Raw genomic sequence first — 18,144 nt, 5'->3', positions numbered from 1 at the left:
CCCCGGACCGGCATGCCTGCGGCAGCGCGGCGGCGCAACGCGACAGGCCGCCACGGCACTTGATCGATGTAGGCACAGGTCGACTAATGGCCGTCGAACAGTCGACGCGCGGCCGGTGCGCGCGAGGGCGGGACCGGTCCGCGACGTCGGGGGATCACGGCCCGCGCGCACCCCCGGTCCGCCCGAGGACCGTCCCACGCGCCCACCCGACATGTGACTCTCCCGACCCCCCGCCCCCCGGCCGAATCCACCCGGGCGGCCCCCGGCCACCCCCGCCGCGCCACGCCCACGCGGTCTCCGGATAAACGGAGCACAACGATCCGGTAAATCCCAACGAATGGTTGGCAAACGGGCACCCTCGCCCGGGTGCAGAAATCCGGATATAGACCCGTGACAGCCGACGCCCGACCCCAAATCGCTTGATATCGTGACCTGTATTGCCATGCGGCACAATCCGTTCTCCTTCGCATAGTTAACTTACGCGTGTCAACATTCGGCACCGTATGCGGGGCGACGAGCGCATTACCCACCGGCCACTGCGAGCACACGTGCGAATGCCGCTAGGCTCTGCCCGTCGTGCACGGAATAGGACGCGATCCGCGTCACCGAAAAGGCAAGACCGGAAAGTGCGAATCATCGGGAAAATGACGTACTTGACAAGCGGAATAATTGACTCCGCATCCCCCGCCCCCTCCCTCCTCTCGGCACCGATCGGGTGGTGGACAAACTGAACATCACTCGCAAACTCGTCCTGCTCGTCGCCGTGCCGCTCACCGTGATGGTGGGTTCGGCGGGCCTCGCCGTGTCCACCACGACCGGCGAAGCCCTGGACGCGAATCGCCTGCGCTCGCTGACCAAGGTGTCCGCCGAGGCGGGCGAACTCGCGCACCGGCTGCAGAGCGAACGCGCCGCGGCCACCGCAGTGTTGTGGCCCGACCCCGGCGCGCTGGCGGCGTACCACCAGCGCACCGCCGCAACGGACGAGAGCGCCGCGCGCTACCGCAAGCTGCGCAAGGACCTCGGCTCGATCCCCGGCAACACGAAGGAACGGTTGCGCAGGCTGGACGCGGGTCTGACCGACCTGACCGCGCTGCGCGAACAGGTCCAGGCGCCCAAGGGCACCTCGCTGACCGCCGTCGCCTTCCGCTACCGCATCCTGATCGCCGCCACGCTCGACTACCGCGACAGCGTGGCCCAGGCCGGCGGCGCGGGCCCCGACAACTCGGACCGACTGCGCGCGGCGGCGGCACTGTCCCACGCCACCGAGTGGCTCGGCCAGCAACAGAGCGCGGTGCTGCGTGCGTTGGCCGCCAAGTCGGTCTCGCCGGCCCAACAGCAGGACATCCTGGCCACCCGCACCGGCTACGACGAGAGCGAGTCGTCGTTCGAGTCGCTCGCCGACTCGGACTGGATCCCCTGGCTGGAACAGGCCCAGACCGGGACCGACATCCAGAACGTGCACCGCCTCGAGGACAACGTCTCCCGGGTCCGCACGGACGGCGCCCTCACCATCACCCAGGACGATTGGTCCAGGGCAACCGACATCCGCATCGCCAAGATGAGCGACGTGGAGCGCAAGGTCGACGCCTCGGTGCTGTCCTCGGTCACCGACGAGCGCGACTCCCGCCGCTGGTGGGCGATCGGCCAGGGCGGCGCGGTGCTGCTCGCGCTGATCGCCGCCGTGCTGCTCGTGCTCCGCCTCGGCCGGCCGATGACCCGTGAGCTGGTACGCCTGCGCGACACCGCGCACGACGTGGCCTACACCGGTCTGCCGGAAGCGGTCGCCAAGCTCCAACAGGGTCGTTCCCTCGACGGCGCGACCGCCGAGGAGATGGCCGAACGCGCCGGCACCCCGATCGAGGTGCGCGGCAAGGACGAGATCGCCGAGGTCAGCTCGGCGTTCAACACCATGTTCACCTCCGCCGTGAAGATCGCCGCCGAACAGGCGGTCCTGCGCGCCGGTATCGCGACCGTGCTGGTCGCCCTCGCCCGCCGCAACCAGCGTCTGACCGACGGTCTGGTCAAGGTCCTGGACGAGGCCGAGGCACACGAGCACGACCCGGACCGGCTCAAGCGGCTGTACTCGCTGGACCACCTGGTCCAGCGCATGGGCCGCAACAACACCAGTCTGCTCGTGCTCGGCGGCGAGGGCACCGCGCGCGTGCGCGAGGACGCCCTGCTCCTGGACGTGGCGCGCGCGGCGGTCGGCCGAATCGAACGGTTCACCCGGGTCGACCCCGGCGCGGTGGACCCGCGCATCCTGATCGCCGGTCGGGCCCGCGACGACGTCGCGCACCTGCTCGCCGAACTCATGGACAACGCGACCAAGTTCAGCCGCCCGGAGACCTGGGTGGTGCTCCAGGCGAACCGGCGCGGCGACGGCGCGGTGCTGACCGTGACCGACAGCGGTGTGGGCATCACCCCCGAGCGACTGGCCGCGTTCAACGAACGCCTGTCCTCGCCGGCCCAGTTGGACGTGCACGCGGTGCGCACGATGGGTCTGACCGTGGCCGGGCACCTCGCCTCGCGCTACGGCATCACCATCACCCTGACACCCGGACCCCAGGGCGGCACCGTCGCCGAGGTGGGTCTGCCCGAGACGATCGTGGTCTTCCGCGATCGCCCCGGCCGGCACCGCGCGGGCGCGCCGAAGAACGAGGCGCCGGCGCTGCCGAAGCCGACTCCCACGCGCGCGATCGACAGCGGCGTACGGGCCGGCGGTCACCCCGACCCCGGTCCGTTCGAGCCGGTGCAGAACGTGTTCACGCCGGTCAAGCCGCAACCGGTCAGCGACGCGAGCGCCCCGGGACCGCAGGAGCCCGCGCCGTCGGGCCTGCGCTTCACCGGCTCCCGGCCGCCCGCTCCGGCGGCGCCCACCCCGCCGACACTCGCCCCGCCGACACGCACGCCGGCGAACCCGGCGGCACCGGCGAACCCGGGCACGCCGGCCGGCCCGGCGAACCCGGCACTCCCGGGGACCCCGGCGACGCCGGATCGGTCCGCCGGCCGTGGGGCCGAACCCCTGCCCCCGCGTTCGACCCCGGAGCCCTCGGAGTCCGGCCGCACCACCAACAAGGGCCTGCCGCTGCGGGTACGCCGGGACACCCCGACCGTGCACCCCGGCACGCCCCCCGCACCCGCCGCGCCGCTGGTCGGCTCGGCCGGGGCACCCGCCCGGGCGAACCCGACGACGCCGGACCGCCGAGACGCCCGCCAGGTGTCCGCGGCGATGTCCGCCTTCGCCCAGGGCATCGGGCACAGCCGGGCCCGACGCGCCCCCTCGCCCCGTCCCGACGGCGGCGAACCGGATCCCAAGGAGAGATCGTGACCCACCCCACCGCAGCCGATCTCAGCTGGCTGCTCAACGATTTCGCCACGCGGGTGCCCGATGTGCTGCACGCCGTCGCGGTCTCCGCGGACGGCCTCGTGGTGGCCAACACCAGCTCGCTGCCGCAGGACCGCGCCGACCAGCTCGGCGCGGTCGCGTCCGGCCTGGTCAGCCTGCTGGCCGGGGCCGCACGGCTGTTCGGCACCGACCCGGTGGCCAGCAACCTGACCGAGATGAACGGCGCGTTCATGTTCTCGATGCAGGTCAGCGACGGTGCGTCGCTGCTCGTGCTGGCCTCGCGCGAGTGCGACATCGGTCAGGTCTCGTTCGAGATGGCCGAGCTGATCAACCAGGTCGGCCCGGCCCTGACCCCCGCGGCACGGGAGCGCTTCCTGCACGTGCAGCGCGGCGCGCTGAGCTGACCGACGCATCCCCGCGTCCCTCCCGACGCGACCCATCCCATCGATCGACCGCTGTACCCGTCCGAACCCTGGAGCACGTCATGACCCCGGCAAGTCCCATATCCCGTCGCTCGTTCCGCGTATCCGCCGCGGGACTGCTCGCCGGCGCGCTCGCGTTCACCGCCGCGTGCAGCGGCAGTGCGGCCGACGACAAGAAGGGCGGCTCGTCCTCGGGCACGCTCAAGATCGGCCTGACGATCCCGCTCACCGGTGTGTACGCGGCGCTCGGCCCGGACCTGCAGAACGGCTTCCAGACCTACCTGGACCAGCACGGCGGCAAGCTGGGCGGGCACAAGGTCGAACTCGTGATCACCGACGAGGGCGACGGTCCGCAGACCTCGGTGCCCTCGGTCACCAAGCTGATCAAGCAGGACAAGGTCACCGCGGTGGTGGGTCTGTCCAACGCCGCGACGGTGGCCGCCAACGTGGACCTGGTCAACGACAACAAGGTGCCGATGATCGGCGCCGTCGGTCGCCCGGGCGAGATCAAGCGGCAGGACTACGTCTGGCACACCAGCTACCTCTCCGAGGAGCCGGGTGTGGCGGCGGCGCCGTACATCAAGGAGGCCGTGCAGGGTCCGGTCTACGCGATCGGCCCGGACTACCAGGGTGGATACGACCAGCTCCGCGGCTTCACCGAGACGTTCGACAAGCTCGGCGGCAAGCTGGCCAACCCGGACGGCAAGACCAAGTGGACGCCGTTCCCGGCCACCAACAACTTCCAGCCGTACTTCAACGAGATCAAGAACTCGGGCGCCAAGGCGGTCTACACGTTCTACGCGGGCACCGCCGCGGTGAACTTCGTCAAGCAGTACAAGCAGTCCGACATCAAGGACATCCCGCTGTACGCGGCGGGCTTCCTGACCGAGGGCGCGGTGCTCGGCGCCGAGGGCGACGCGGCCAAGGGCGTGTTCACCTCGCTCAACTACACGCCCACGCTGGACATCCCGGCCAACCGCTCGTTCGTCTCGGCCTACCAGGCCAAGTACAACGCGCTGCCGACGATGATGTCGGCCACGATGTACGACGCGGCCGCCGTGCTGGACAAGGCGATCGCCGCCGCCGGCGACAAGGTCACCCCGGAGACGGTCAACGCCCAGATCGCCAACACCGGCAAGGTGGACAGCCCGCGCGGGCCCTGGGAGTTCAACACCAAGTCGCACGCCCCGGTGCAGAAGTGGTACCTGCGTGAGGTCAAGCAGGACGGCACCGCGCTGAGCAACGTGATGGTCCGCGAACTCGGCACCCTGGGCTGACGGCGGATCGGGAGCGAAAGGAAGCGTGCCGTGGGCTGGTTCGACGACAATTTCATCCCGGCCCTGGACGGAGTCGCCTACGGGCTGCTGCTGTTCGTCGTGGCCGCGGGCCTGACTCTGGCCTTCGGTTCGGGCGGGGTCCTCAACCTCGCGCACGGCACGCTCTACGCGTTCGCCGCCTACACCGCCACCGAGGTCGCCGACGGCTCCTGGCCGGGCCTGGCTCTCGCGGTGCTCGCGGGAATCGCGGCGGGCGCGGCCGGCGGCGGGGTACTCGCGGTGATGACCGCGCCGATCGCCGGCAGAGGACACATGGCGCAGGCCATGTTGACCTTCGGTGTCGCCCTGGTCGGGGGCGACCTGCTGATGACCGTGTTCGGCAAGGACGACCCGCAGGTCTCGGTGCCGAGCGCGCTGGAGAAGCCGGTATCGATCCTGGGCCACAACTACCCGGGCTACCGGCTGGCGTTCATCGGGGTCGCCATCGCCCTCGGCGTGGTCGGCTGGTACGTGCTGGCCCGCACCCGGATCGGCGCGGCCGTGCGCGCCTCCGTGGACGACCCCGAGATGCTCGCGGCCGGCGGCATCTCGCCCGCCCGGGTGCGCTCGGGCGTACTGATCGCGGCCGGCGCGCTGGCCGGTCTCGCGGGCGGTCTGGGCGCGCCGATCATCGGCCCGTCCACGTCGGTGGCCAACACCGTGCTCCTGCAGTCCCTGCTGGTCGTGGTGATCGGCGGCCTCGGCTCGGTCGGCGGCGCGCTGCTCGCCGCGATCCTGGTCGGCGAGGTGCAGACCCTCGGGGTCACGCTGATGCCCGACTTCGCGCCGTATCTGATGTACGCCACGATGGCCGTGATGCTGATCGCGCGGACCGCGCGCTTCGGCCCGACGGGGAGCCGAGTATGACCACCCTTGCAACGGCGGCCCTGCGCGCGCGTACCGCGCTGCACTCGCCGCGCGGGATCCTGGCGGGTCGGATCCTCGCCGTCGCGGCGATCGTGTGGCTGATCGCGGCGCCGTACATGGTCGACCTGTTCACCATCATCCTGCTGTCCCAGGCGTTGTCCCTGGGCCTGCTCGCGGTCAGCGTCGCGGTGCTCGGCGGCGGCGCCGGGCTGCCCTCGCTCGGCCAGGTCGCGCCGTACGCGGTCGGCGGCTACACGGCGGCGATCCTGGCCGACCACGGCATGCGGATCGGCGTCGTACACACCCTGGTGGCGGCCGCGGCGGGCGCCCTGTTCAACGCGCTCACCGCACCGATCGTGGTCCGCACGCGCGGTGTCACGGTCCTGATGATCACGCTGGCCGTCGGCGAACTGGTGCGCACCGCCGCCGAGAAGTGGAAGTCGGTCACCGGCGGTACCGACGGCAAGTCCGGCATCCCGCCGATCGAGCCGTTCTGGGGCATGGGCGACCTCGTCGACGACGTGGACACCTACTGGTACGTACTGCTCACCACCCTCGTGGTGATCGCCCTCACCGCGCTCGTGCTGCGCTCGCCCGCCGGGCTGCTGCTCGACGGCGCGCGCGAGAACGAGACCCGGATGCGTGCGACGGGCCACCCGGTGACCGGCTATCTCACCGTCACCTACATCGGGGTCGGCGCCATCGCGGGTGTCGCGGGCGCCCTGTTGATCTCGATCCAGCGCTACATCTCCCCCGCGCACATCGGCTTCGACACCTCCTCGCTGGTCCTGCTCGCGGTGGTCATCGGCGGCGGCGCGTCGCTGGTGGGCGCGATGATCGGCGCGGCGCTGATCGTGTTCACCCGGGACTGGCTGTCCGGTCCGTGGCCGGGGCACGGGCCGCTGCTGCTCGGCCTGCTGTTCCTGATCGCGGTGTACACGCTGCCGGGCGGGCTGGCCGGGGTGGTCGCGGGCGGACCGCGCGCGGCGTGGCGAAGTCTGGCCAAGGTGATCCGACCGGCCGGGAAGTCCACGGCGGACACGGACGAGCCGGAAGCGGACGAGACGACGGCGAGCGAGCCGGCGGCGGCGGACGGGCCCGACCTCGCCAAGCGGGCCTCGGACGAGGCCGGCGCGCGCGCCGAAGTCGCCCCCGACCCCGACGCGTTGCTCACCATCACCGGTCTGACCCGGCGCTACGGCGCGCTGGCCGCGGTGGACGGCCTCGATCTGACCGTGCGTCGCGGCGCCCGGCACGCGCTGCTCGGTCCCAACGGCGCGGGCAAGTCGACCGTGCTGGCGATGATCGCGGGCGCGAACCCGGTCACCTCGGGCAGCATCGTCTTCGACGGTCGCGACGTCACCGACCTGGCCCCGGCCCGGCGCTCCCGCCTGGGCATCGCGCGCGCGTTCCAACAGCCCGCGGTGGTGCCCTCGTTGTCGGTGCTGGACAACGTGACGCTGGCCGCCTGGCGGCACGCCCGACGGGGCGGCATCGCGTGGCGCCCGAGCCGCTACCGCTCCCTCGCGGGCGAGGCGGCGATCCACCTGGAGACGGTCGGCCTGACCGCGCGCGCCGACGAGATCGCGGGCGAACTCTCGCACGGGTCCCGTCGGTTGCTGGACATCGCGATGGCGCTGGCGGGGCATCCGAAGCTGCTGCTCCTGGACGAGCCGGCCGCGGGTCTGACCGACACCGACATCGAGTTGCTGGCCGACGTGCTCAAGGCGCTGCCCGCCGAGGTGACCATGGTCCTGGTCGAGCACAACTTCGCGCTGGTGCGCGAGGTCACCGACACCGTCACGGTGTTGGCCTCGGGGCAACTGCTCGCCACCGGCACTCCGGACGAGATCGCCGAGGACCGGGCGGTGCGCGACACCTATCTGGGCGCGTCCGAGCCCGAGCACCAGGAAGTGGGCTGACATCGTGCTGGAGATCGGCGAACTGACGGCGGGTTACCAGGGCGGCTCGGTGCTGCACGGGGTCGACCTGAGCGTGCCCGAGGGCACCGTACACGCGCTCCTCGGCGCCAACGGGGCGGGCAAGTCCACCCTGATCCATACCGTCGCGGGCCTGCTCAAGCCCTCGGGCGGGCGGGTCGAACTGGCCGGCGTCGACCTCACCGGGCGCCCGGCGCACCGGGTCTCGCACGCCGGCATCGGCCTGGTGCCGCAGGGCCGGCGGGTGTTCGCGAGCCTGACCGTGGCCGAGCATCTGCGCCTGGCCCACCGCAAGCACGCCGCGTGGACGCCCGCGCGGATATTGGAACTGCTGCCCCGTCTGGGCGAGCGGGCCGGCAACCGCGGCTCGCAACTCTCCGGCGGGGAACAGCAGATGCTGGCGATCGCCCGAGCGCTGCTCGGCGGTCCGCGGCTGGTCCTGCTCGACGAGCCGACGGAGGGCCTGTCCCCCGTGATCGCCGAGCAGATCCGGCAACTGATCACCACCCTCGCCGGCGAGGGCCTGACGATCCTGATCGCGGCGCCGCAACTGGGCTTCGTGCAGGGCATCGCGGACCGGCTGACCGTGCTGTCCACGGGCCGGGTCACCGCACGGATGACCGCGGCCGAGGCGGAGGCCGACCCGGAGCCGATCCTCGCCGCGCTGGCGCCGGGTGTGGCCCACGTGGGCTGAACCACGTCGCGCCGGTCGGGATTCACCCCGACCGGCGCCCCGGCGGCCTCACAGGTCCACGCGTCGGATCTCCAGCGTGGTCCAGGCCCCCACGTGCACCCGGTCGCCGTCCTTCAGGTGCACCGGGTCGCGGCGGACCCGGTCGTAACCGGAGTTGATGGTGGTCCCGTTGGCGGACCCGAGATCCATCACCTCCCATGTCCCGTCCCCGCAGCGCAACAACATCGCATGCCGACGCGAGACGCCCGGGTCGGTGATCGGGATCTCGGGCGGAGCGGAGCTGGTGCTGGCGTTGCGCCGGCCGATCCGCATCGATTCGCCGGTCAACTCCTGCGTCCACGACTCCTGTTCATGCGGGAAGTGCATGTTGTGCGCGTCCGGGCCGTCCCATTCGAGCACCCGCAGGAAGTAGTCGTGATCGGGCACGACCCGCACGGTCCACAGGGTGCGGGTCGCGGTCGAGACCTTCGTCTCCCGCCGCCCGGACTCGTCCTCCGGGTCCGTGGGCGTCACGTTCGCGACGCCCTCGTCGACGATCGTCGTCGAGGGGTTCTCGTGCCCGCAGCCCTCACAGAACTGGTCGTCGGGCGTGTACTCGGTGGCACAGATCCGACAGATCAGCGTGCCCGCGGGCGGCTGCTCCGGGCCCCAGTCGCCGCCGCCGTGCTGCTGCGGATCCGCCGCGACGGTCATGGTGCGCCCGCACTCGTCGCAGTAGTCCGCGGCGGTGGACTGATGGCCGACCGGACAGATGTGCATGAGCGGACCTCCTTCCTGTTCCCCTACCCGACCCGACGCTTGCGGAGCGGCCAAGCTCAGTCCCGGGTGGGCGGTCCGACGCGGGCGGTCTTGTGCGACTCGACGTCGATGATCATCATGCCCTCCTCGTCGTTGCGCAGCCGACTGGTGCCGTCGGCCTCGACCTCGACGACCCGGCGGAGCAGCTTCGCGGTGTGCTCGTCGCCCGCCTCGTCGGCCAGTTCGAGGGCCTGGACCAGGCGTGCGGTCGCGGTGGTCTCGTCCCCCCGCGTACGCGCCTCCAAGCCTTCCTGGACCGCATTGGCCAGTTTCTCCCGGCCGGTGACCTTGGCGACTTCCTGGTTGATCCGGGTGGACAGTTCCTCGTCGTCGGTCCACTGCGCGAAGATGCCGGCCTTGGCCAGTTCCAGCCCGCCCGAGCCGTCCGGCAGGACCACCGAGACCTGGCACGGCCGGCGCTTGCCACCCGGGTTGACCTCGTCCGGCTCGACCTCGAGACAGATGTGGTAGTGCTTGCTCTCGCCGCCCCACGAACCGGTCGGGTAGTCGCCGGCGTTCGGTCCGACCTCGCTGCGCCGGGCGGTCAGGTCGTCGATCACCGGGTAGGTCTGCTTGACGTACTTCACCCGCGCGTTGTTGATCGTGCGCACGCGCAGGGCCACGTCGGCCACGGCCTTGCCCATCGCGTTCTCCATCATCTTGGTGAAGTCCGCGACCAGGTCCGCCGGTTCGCTCACCAGGCCGATGTCGCCGAGCAGCGCGTTGGAGATCTTGCGCACCTCGTCCACCCGCCAGTCCAGGCCGATGCCGCGGCAGTCGCAGACGAACACGCCCTCGCAGTAGGCGATCGCCTCGGCCAGGTCCTGCTCGCGCTCGCTCTCGTTCTTGCCGTCGGTGAGCAGGATCGCGTGCCGGATCGCGTCGCGGTGCGGTTCGAGCAGCCGACGCGCCATCAGCAACCACTGCCCCATGGCGGTGCCGCCGCGCGCGCGGAGCTTGTCCACCTCGCGCTTGGCCTCCTTGCGGCTGCGGTCGTCGGCCGGCACCAGCACCTCGTCGAACGGGTAGACCATCGACGCCATGCCGGTCCCGGACACCACCGCGAACAGCGTGCCGTCGCGGAGCGTGTCGATCGCCGCCTTGGTGGCCTGCTTGGCCGCCTTGAGCTTGCTGGAGGGGAAGTCCATCGAGCCCGAGGTGTCCACCATGATCACCTCTGCGCCGCGCCTGGCCGAGGCCATGCCCGTCGGCAACCCGGAAGCCTTGATGTGCGCCACGGCGTGGACCTCGTGTCCACCCATCGGCAGGTAGGCGTTCTGGTTGATCTCGATGGTGAATTCGGGGGCGCCTGACATGAATCCGACTCCTTCGCGTCTCGGGTCAGTCGTGGTGGGGGTCGCGCGCCGCGTCCCCGGGCGGGAGGTAGGGGATGAGTGCGACGGTGATGTTGTCCGCGCCGCCCTGGTCCAGGGCGAATCCGGTGAGCAACCGGGCCGCGGCCAACGGCTGTTCCAGCGCGTCCGGGAGCACCATCGCGGCCAGCGTCGGCGCCACCGAGAGGTAGTTCCACAACCCGTCACTGCACAGCAGCAACACCCCGGGCCCGGTCGGGCGCACGCTGGTCACCCGGGGCCGCACCTCGCCGGCGTCGGCGCCGAGCCAGGACACGATCGCGTGCGCGCGCCGATCCGCGTACGCCTCGGCCTCGGTCATCGCGCCGAGCGCGATCATCCGGGTCGCCCACGAGTCGTCCTCGGTCAGCAGCGCGGAAGGGGTACGCCGGCCCTGCTCGTCGTCGGATCCGTCCGGCTCGCCGCCCGCCCCGCGTGGCAGCGTGCTCGCGCCGGGCAGCGTGTCGTCGCCGTCCGCCGGGTCGTCGGCCCCACTGTCCGGGTCGGCCAGCCAGTAGGCGCGGCTGTCGCCCACCCAGCCCACGGTGATCTCGCCGGGCGTCATGATCGCCGAGACCAGGGTGCACGCGGGCGCGTTGCCCTGGTCCTCGATGCCGGGCATCCGGGCCACCGCGCTCGCGGCGGCGGCCACCCCGGCACTGGTGGCCTTGGCCGGCGCGCATCCTTCGATCAGGGTCGCCGCCATCGTCGCGCACGCGGTCGTGGCCGCGGTCGCCGACGCCTCGTCGGGCCGCGGCGAGGAGGACACCCCGTCGCAGACCACCGCCACCACCCGTTTGCTGCCGTCGGGCATCTCGAATACGCGCAGCGCCGCGGAGTCCTCGTTGCGCCGGTGGCGCAGGCCCCGGTTGCTCACCATCGCGACCAGGCCGCTCAGGTCGCTCTCCACGTGGTCGCGCGGGTTGAACGGCCGCCCGCACGCCTCGCACCAGCCGTCCGAGCCGATGGTCGCGGTGCCACAGGCGGAGCAAACCGGTCCGTGTCCGCTGGGCGTGGGTACCCGCCGCGGCGGCGGCCGTTCGGCCACCGGGGTCGCGGGGATGTCCAGGTCGTAGCCGCACGACTCGCAGTAGCGGTCGTCGGCGTCGCCGGCCAGACCGCAGGACGGGCACCCGTCGGGGACGGCCGTCACGGGCGGCTCGGGCGGCGGGGCGGCCTCGCCCCCGTTCGGGGCGCCCCCGAGCCCGGTCGCGTCCAGTCGTCCATATCCAGCCACTCTGATCACACCCACGTCCACGGTCGCACTTCGTTCGCCCGGTCGACGAGCGCGATGCGCTCCGCATGCGTCGTCACGTGCCGGGCCAGATCGCGGTAACACTTTTCCAGGGCGAACCGCAGAGGCTTTTCCTTCAACTCGCTGCCGAGCACCTTCGCGGTTCCATTCGCGCCCCCGGCGCCCGAATTTCCCCCGTTCGCTCCCGCCTTCACCCACTCCAGGGCCGTCTCCAGCAACTCCACGGCGAGCCGGTCGTGCGCCTCGCCCTCCAGCCGCAGCGCGGCGAGTCGATCGGACGCGGTGGTCAGATCCGCCCCGAGCGGCTCGGCCGCGGCCCGGCCGCTGATCCGGGTACGCAACGCCGCGGTCTGCGCCGCGACATGGTTGGCCGAGGTGTCCGGCACGCTCTCCAGGATGCGCACCGCGCCCGCCCGGTCGCCGGTGGCCAGCAGGCAGCGGGCCAGGCCGAAGGCGGCCGAGACGTACGCGTGGTCGGTCGACCAGACGCCGCGATACTCGGCGGCGGCTTCCTGGTGACGGCCCATCAGTTCGCGGCAGGCACCCAGCGCGATACGCGGCGCGGGCTCACCGGGCAGCGCGCCCCGCACCCCGTCGAAGAACTCGTGGGCGCGCGGGAGATCGTGCTGGGACAGCGCCGCCAGCCCCTCGAACCAGGGCAGTCGCCAGTCGTCGGCGTCGATGTCGGCCAGGAACGCCCGGGCCCGCACCACGTCGCCCTGTTCGATGCACATCCGGACCAGGCGCAGCGTGCCCTCGGCCGAGGAGATGCCCGCGGCGGTGAGCGCGGAGAGCAGTTCGTCGGGGTCGGTGGTGGCGACCGTGGCCAGCAGGTTGGCCGCCGGGTCGAGGGGGTCGACCCGGGGCACCGGCAGCGCGCCCGCGATCACCGCGGGGTCGGGCGCGGGCGCGAGCAGGCCGGGTTCGGTGTTGCGCGCGGCCACCTCGGCGTGCACCACCCGCGTCTCCGGCCCGAACAGACCGGACACGCCCGGGCGCGGCTCGCCGGAGCGCATCGCGACCACCTCGCGCAGCACCGCGACGCACTGCTCGGCCATGTCCGCCGCGGAGGCGAAGCGCTGCTCCGGTTCGGGGTGCGTGGCCCGCAGCAACAGGCGGTGGTAGGACTCGAATTCGGTGAACAACGGCACGTCGCCGGCGGGCGGCAGGGAGGCCTTGTACTTGCGGGTGTAGCCGGCGAAGTAGAAGCTGAGCACCGCCATCGTGCGACCGATGGTGAACAGGTCGGACTCCACCGACGGTTCGGCCCGCACGGTCTCGATCTCGGGTGCCTGGTAGCCGACCGTGCCGTACGTGAACTTGCCCGGCCGGGCCAGGTCGGTCACCGCGCCGAGGTCGATCAGCTTGAGCTGGTCCTCGGTCTGGATCACGTTGTCCGGCTTGAAGTCGCAGTAGACCAGGTTCTGTTGGTGCAGGTAGCCGAACGCGGGGAGGATGTCGATCGCGTAGGCCAGCACCTGCTCGACCGGGAGCACCGCCTTGGCGTCGACCTCGCGCATCTGCTTGAGCCGGTCCATCAGCGACAGACCGCCGACGTACTCCATCACCAGGTAGGTCTCGTCCTGGCCGGTGAGCGGGTCGGGGTGCTGGACGACGGTCTGGATGTGCACGATGTTGGCGTGCTGGATCTGGGTGAGGATGCGCTGTTCGGCCAGGGCCGCGGCGCGCGAGTCGGGGTCGTCGCTGCCGAGCAGGCCCTTGAGGACGACCCACATGTTGTGCGCGGCGGTGTCCTGGGCGAGGTAGACCCAGCCGAAGCCGCCGCGGGCGAGACAGCCGATGATCCGGTACTGGCCGACCATGTCGTCGCGCTGGAGCTTGGGCGCGAAGGAGAACGGCGTGCGGTCGCGCGGGCAGAAGCCGTTGGCCACCCCGGGCCGCCCGCCGCGTCCGCGCCCGACGGGCTGTTCGCACTTGCGGCAGAAGCGCTTCTCCTCCGGGATGACCGGATTGCGGGCCAGCGCGCTCTCGGGGTTGCGGCGCGGCACGTTCGGCATCTCGACCAGACCGCCGCCCAGTCGCCGACTGGTCCCGGTGCTGCCGCGTCGCGAACTGCGCCCGGAGGCGCTGCGCGAGGAGGACGAACCGGCGGTGCCGGCCGTGCCCGACGTGCCCGCCGTCCCGGAGACCCCGGACCGCCCGGTCTTCGGGTCGGGCACCGGCGCGCCGGTCGGCAGCGGCTCGTTGCCGCACGCGTTGCAGAAGCCGTCGTCGATCTCGCCCGGGCAAGGCGGGCGATTGCACTTGATCATCTCTGGTCCCCCTTGTCGTCCGGACGATCCTTGCGTTGTGCGGCGATGACCGCCTCCTGATAGCGGGTCACCACCCGTACCGCCACGTCGAGTTCACACGGTGCTCGCCACAACAACTCCTTGGCGTGGTCGTACAGCGACTCGAGCACGGCCTCCTCGCCGAGCCCGCCGCGCGCGGCCATCGCCCGGTAGGACTGCACGAGGCCGCGCAGTTCGTCCCGCCGGGCCAGCGGCGCGTCGATGTGTGCGCGCGTGGCGGCCAGTCGCTCCCGGGCGCCCTGCGCGTCGTTCTCCAGGGCGCTCAGCTCGCGCGAGACGCGCACCCAGTCGCCCCGGGTGCCGAGCCCGGACACGGTGGTCGACCGTTCGCGCAGGGTGGCGGCGCGCAGTGGTACCTCCGGCACCCGCTTGTCGCTGATCCGGGTCAACACGTGCGCCCGCCGCCGGATCGTGTCGCCCTCCTGGTAGTCCAACTCCTCCAGCACGCCCGCGAGTCGCCGGAGCCGCTCCTCGAAGCGGGCCCGGACGATGGTCAGGTGCCGCACCTCGTCGGCGACTCGGCGCAGTTCCGCCTCCAGGGCGGCGACGTCCACGCCGCCGATGCGCCGGTCGTCGCCGGCGGTCAGCGCCAGCGGGTCGCTCGCCACCAGGGTACGGGCCGTCTCCAGCCGACGGCGAACCCCGTCCAGGGCGGCGGTCTGCTCCGGCATCGTGTCGGGACCGCCGAGTTCGGCGATCCCGGCCTCGGCGGCGGCGATGCCCGCGTCGACCCGGTCCAGGGTGGGCACCAGGCGGGTCCAGACCGCGTCCGCGGCCTCCACGACCGCGGTCGCCTCGCTCCAGGCCGGCGCCATGTCGGCGACCAGTTCGCCCAGGCTCATCCGGTGTACGTGCATGGCCGGGTCGAGCAGGCCGCGCTGCCCGATCGGCACGTCGCGCGCGGCGAGTTCGGCGGATTGTCCGAGCAGCAGGAAGGACAGCTCCTCCAGCTCCGGCCGTTGCGGCTTGCCGCGCCGTCCGCGCAGCGTCCGGGCCCGGTCGAGGACCGCGCCGTACGCCTCGCGGTGTCCCCACAGCAGCGCGATCGCCCGGCGGCCGACCTCCCAGCGCTCGGCGGTGCGTCCGGTCAGCGTGCCGCCTTCGAGCAGTTGCCGGCCCGGGTGGCTCTCCAGCTCCATCAGGCCGGCGGTGATGCCGTCGTACTCGCGTTCGTGACGCACGATCGACTCGTCGATCTCGTCGCGACCGAGCACGCGGGGGGCTCGGTTCACGTGGCGTCCCGGTATTCGGCCTCGGGCGGCGCGGGCGTGTCGGCCCCGAGCGAGGTGCCCAGATACTCCCGGTACAGCTCGCCCCATCGCCCGTTGCGGCGCAGTTGTTCGAGCACCGCGTTGACGAATCGCACGAAGTCGCCGCGGTTCTTGGCGATCGCCATGCCGTACGGCTCGAAGGTGAGTTTGTCGCCGACCACGACGGTGAAGACGTGGTCCTGCGCCTGGAGTCCGGCCAGGATCGTGTCGTCGGTGGTGACCGCGTCGGCCTGACCCTGCTGGAGCAGGACCAGGCAGCCCGCCCAGGTGTCGCCCTCGATCACGCTCACCTGCGGGGCCTGTCGGCGCAACAGGCCGATCGAGGTGGAGCCGGGCACCGAGCACACCCGCATGCCGCGCGGCAGGGCGGCCAGTCCGCCCGAGTAGTCGGCGCGGTCCGCGGTGCCGTCGCGTTGCACCAGCAGCCGCTGGCCGGCCCGGAAGTAGACCGAGGAGAACTCGACGCTCTGCCGACGTTCGCAGTTGATCGTCATGGTCTCCGCGACGATGTCGACGTCGCCGCGCGCGATCGCCACCGTGCGGTCCTCGTTGCGCACCACCCGGAACTGGACGCGGTTGGGCCCGGCGTCGCCGAAGATCGCCTTGGCCACCTCGCGCAGCAGGTCGATGTCGAAGCCCCGCAGCGTGTTGCTCCTGGGGTCGACGAAGCCGAACGGGAAGCTGCTCTGGTCGATGCCGGCGATCAGGAAGCCGCGCCGGCGCAGGGTGTCCATGGTGCTGCCGGCGGGGAGCGCGGTGGGGGCGGGCAGCGAGCCGCCGGGGCGCAGGCTGGCCAGCACGTTCGGGCACGAGGTGTCCGGTCCCGGGACGGCCTCGGCGGGTGCGCGCGGCGCGCCGGCGGGGGGCGCGGCCGGGCGGCCGAGGGCGCGCTCGGCCGACCCGGCGCCGCATCCGGCGACGGTCAGCGCGAGGGCGCACACCAGTGCGGGCAGGGCGATGCGGGTGCTCATGGCCGGTTGTACCTCCCGACCTCGCGACGGACGCCGTCCACGGTCGCGGCGGCGGCGATCAGGGCCGACACTCCCATGCCGACGCCGAGGCCGCCGAGCGCGTCGCGGCCCCGGCGGACCGAGCGGGCGAAGTCGCCCTGGTCCTCGGTGACCGCGGCGGCCAGCGCCTCGTCGATCCGGGTGAAGGCCGCGCGCGACGCGCCGTCGGCCTTGGTCACCTTGGCGACGGCCTGTTCGAACTGGCCGTTGCCGTAGAGCGTGATGACCTCTTCGTGGGCCTTCTTCCAGTCGGCGGCGGCGGCTCGCGCGGCCTTGACCTTGGCGAGCGTGCCGGCGTCGGAGCGGGTGACCCGCTCGGCCGTGGCCAGCATGCCGGTGACCGCGGGTCGGCCGTCGCGCGCGTCGACGCCGACGAGCCTGCCCCACACCTCGTTGAAGTCGGCCTCGTACTGGCCGTTGTCGCTGCCGCGCATGACCAGGGTCAGGCTCTCGTCGCCGTGCGCCTGCAGGGTCAGGAAGCGGGCCTGGGCCAGCGTCTCGACCGGTCCCCAGCCGTCGCTGCGGCTGCGGTCGAGGTGGTCGCGCGAGGTGCCGGTGGCCGCCCACAACCAGCCGATCGACACCAGGGTGGCCAGGCCCGCGATCAGCAGGCCGATGTTGATCCGGCGGTGGGTGCGCCGGGCGAAGAACCACAGGGCGCCGGCGCAGGCCGCGAGGGCGACCAGGAGCAGTGACAGCGGGGCCCACGGGGTCGACGTCGCGTCGCGGTGGTCGCCCGCGAGACGCTTTTCGGCGATGTCGTGCAGGGCCGTGGCGGCGGGCAGGATCTTGGCCCGCATCACGTTCTTGGAGGCCGAGCGCAGGTAGGCGGCACCGACGGTGTTGCCCTGCCGGGTCTCCGCCCGGGCCCGCTCGACCAGGCGCGCGTATTCGGGCAACTGCACGCCGATGACCGCGAGTTTGTCGGCCACCTCGCCGGAGGCGCCCGCGGCGGTGGCCTCGATCAGCTTGCGTGAGGCGGTCTCGATCGCCTGCTGGTAGCGCTCGCGCACGTCCGCCGACTCGACGCCGCCTTCGAGCAGGCCGGCCGCCGCGGTCGCGTCGGCGTCGGCGAGGGCCCGGTAGATGTCCTGGGTCTTGACCCCGAGCGGTTCGCTGCCGGTGGCCACCGCCTTGGCCGCGTCGGCGCGCCGGTCCACCGCCAGGACCGCGAACAGTCCGGCGAGCAGGCTGATCAGGACCAGGGCCACGCCCGTGACGAGCATCAGCCCCGGAGTGGTGTTGCCGACGCGAATCAGCCGGCCCACGGATATCCGACGGGGTCGGAACGCACGGGGAGAACGGCCCGCCGCCCGTGCGGGCGTCCCCGGACCCGGTGCTTGCGAAATCGGAACGGCTGCCGCCAACGCCTTGCCTCCCCCACTGTCGCGTGTGCCCCCTGCCGGTCGACCCGACACACCCTGCTGGTCTTCGTCGAACGCCGAACATCGACCGCCGAGGTGCCCGGTGAACGCCGTCACCCAGAAGTTATCGCGAGCGTGTCACGGCTCCCGATGGTCTTCCCTCGTTCTCCCCACAAGACCCTCAGGGCCAGGACCCT

General features: G+C 72.2%; 13 protein-coding genes. 6 read left to right on the top strand and 7 right to left on the bottom strand.

Annotation, left to right across the window (positions count from 1 at the left end; genetic code table 11):
- The first annotated feature begins 718 nt into the window (after positions 1-718).
- The 6 genes from EMA17_RS25445 (at position 719) to EMA17_RS25420 (ending at position 8,585) form a co-directional block, all read left to right on the top strand.
- The gene (locus EMA17_RS25445; protein WP_126639444.1) at positions 719-3,328 is read left to right on the top strand and encodes a sensor histidine kinase; all 2,610 of its coding nucleotides are present in this window, start codon (positions 719-721) and stop codon (positions 3,326-3,328) included.
- Positions 3,325-3,750 carry a roadblock/LC7 domain-containing protein gene (locus EMA17_RS25440; protein WP_126639443.1) on the top strand — a complete coding sequence of 142 codons (426 nt, stop codon included), beginning with the start codon at positions 3,325-3,327 and terminating at the stop codon, positions 3,748-3,750. Before EMA17_RS25445 ends, EMA17_RS25440 begins: the two co-directional genes overlap by 4 nt.
- A gap of 80 nt (positions 3,751-3,830) precedes the next feature.
- A complete protein-coding gene (locus EMA17_RS25435; protein ID WP_126639442.1) occupies positions 3,831-5,045 on the top strand; it encodes an ABC transporter substrate-binding protein in 1,215 nt (404 codons plus the stop codon).
- Between the two features lie 30 nt (positions 5,046-5,075).
- The gene (locus EMA17_RS25430) at positions 5,076-5,951 is read left to right on the top strand and encodes a branched-chain amino acid ABC transporter permease (protein WP_126639441.1); all 876 of its coding nucleotides are present in this window, start codon (positions 5,076-5,078) and stop codon (positions 5,949-5,951) included.
- On the top strand, positions 5,948-7,873 hold the full coding sequence (locus EMA17_RS54280; protein WP_126639618.1) for a branched-chain amino acid ABC transporter ATP-binding protein/permease: 1,926 nt from the start codon (positions 5,948-5,950) through the stop codon (positions 7,871-7,873). The genes EMA17_RS25430 and EMA17_RS54280 overlap by 4 nt, the downstream gene beginning before the upstream one ends.
- Positions 7,874-7,877: 4 nt before the next feature.
- On the top strand, positions 7,878-8,585 hold the full coding sequence (locus EMA17_RS25420; RefSeq protein WP_126639440.1) for an ABC transporter ATP-binding protein: 708 nt from the start codon (positions 7,878-7,880) through the stop codon (positions 8,583-8,585).
- 48 nt (positions 8,586-8,633) lie between these two features.
- Here EMA17_RS25420 and EMA17_RS25415 read toward each other — a convergent pair whose 3' ends face one another.
- From EMA17_RS25415 to EMA17_RS25385, 7 genes are read right to left on the bottom strand one after another with little or no spacing between them, the layout of a single operon-like run.
- Positions 8,634-9,344, bottom strand: coding sequence for an FHA domain-containing protein (locus EMA17_RS25415; RefSeq protein WP_126639439.1), 711 nt, complete (start codon positions 9,342-9,344; stop codon positions 8,634-8,636).
- A gap of 56 nt (positions 9,345-9,400) precedes the next feature.
- Positions 9,401-10,699 (bottom strand): VWA domain-containing protein, encoded by a 1,299-nt coding sequence (locus EMA17_RS25410; RefSeq protein ID WP_126639438.1) that lies wholly within the window; start codon positions 10,697-10,699, stop codon positions 9,401-9,403.
- Between the two features lie 25 nt (positions 10,700-10,724).
- Positions 10,725-11,972, bottom strand: a complete 1,248-nt coding sequence (locus EMA17_RS25405; RefSeq protein WP_246126886.1) for a PP2C family protein-serine/threonine phosphatase — start codon at positions 11,970-11,972, stop codon at positions 10,725-10,727.
- A gap of 5 nt (positions 11,973-11,977) precedes the next feature.
- The gene (locus tag EMA17_RS25400; RefSeq protein WP_126639437.1) at positions 11,978-14,263 is read right to left on the bottom strand and encodes a serine/threonine-protein kinase; all 2,286 of its coding nucleotides are present in this window, start codon (positions 14,261-14,263) and stop codon (positions 11,978-11,980) included.
- Entirely contained in the window at positions 14,260-15,534 is a 1,275-nt protein-coding gene (locus EMA17_RS25395) for a hypothetical protein (RefSeq protein WP_126639436.1), read from the bottom strand. The genes EMA17_RS25400 and EMA17_RS25395 overlap by 4 nt, the downstream gene beginning before the upstream one ends.
- Entirely contained in the window at positions 15,531-16,544 is a 1,014-nt protein-coding gene (locus EMA17_RS25390; protein ID WP_126639435.1) for a glutamate ABC transporter substrate-binding protein, read from the bottom strand. The genes EMA17_RS25395 and EMA17_RS25390 overlap by 4 nt, the downstream gene beginning before the upstream one ends.
- Positions 16,541-17,851 (bottom strand): GlnX family signal transduction membrane protein, encoded by a 1,311-nt coding sequence (locus EMA17_RS25385; protein WP_126639434.1) that lies wholly within the window; start codon positions 17,849-17,851, stop codon positions 16,541-16,543. The genes EMA17_RS25390 and EMA17_RS25385 overlap by 4 nt, the downstream gene beginning before the upstream one ends.
- Between the last annotated feature and the right edge of the window lie 293 nt (positions 17,852-18,144).

This window comes from Embleya hyalina, assembly GCF_003967355.1.
Classification (GTDB): domain Bacteria; phylum Actinomycetota; class Actinomycetes; order Streptomycetales; family Streptomycetaceae; genus Embleya; species Embleya hyalina.
The sequence above is the reverse complement of the archived record's forward strand: the minus strand, read 5'-3'. Positions and strand labels throughout refer to the sequence as shown.

Coding starts and splice junctions, on each gene's coding strand:
- EMA17_RS25400 (WP_126639437.1), bottom strand. CDS start 14,263: ATGATCAAGTGCAATCGCCCGCCTTGCCCGGGCGAGATCGACGACGGC.
- EMA17_RS25410 (WP_126639438.1), bottom strand. CDS start 10,699: ATGTCAGGCGCCCCCGAATTCACCATCGAGATCAACCAGAACGCCTAC.
- EMA17_RS25415 (WP_126639439.1), bottom strand. CDS start 9,344: ATGCACATCTGTCCGGTCGGCCATCAGTCCACCGCCGCGGACTACTGC.
- EMA17_RS25435 (WP_126639442.1), top strand. CDS start 3,831: ATGACCCCGGCAAGTCCCATATCCCGTCGCTCGTTCCGCGTATCCGCC.
- EMA17_RS25390 (WP_126639435.1), bottom strand. CDS start 16,544: ATGAGCACCCGCATCGCCCTGCCCGCACTGGTGTGCGCCCTCGCGCTG.
- EMA17_RS54280 (WP_126639618.1), top strand. CDS start 5,948: ATGACCACCCTTGCAACGGCGGCCCTGCGCGCGCGTACCGCGCTGCAC.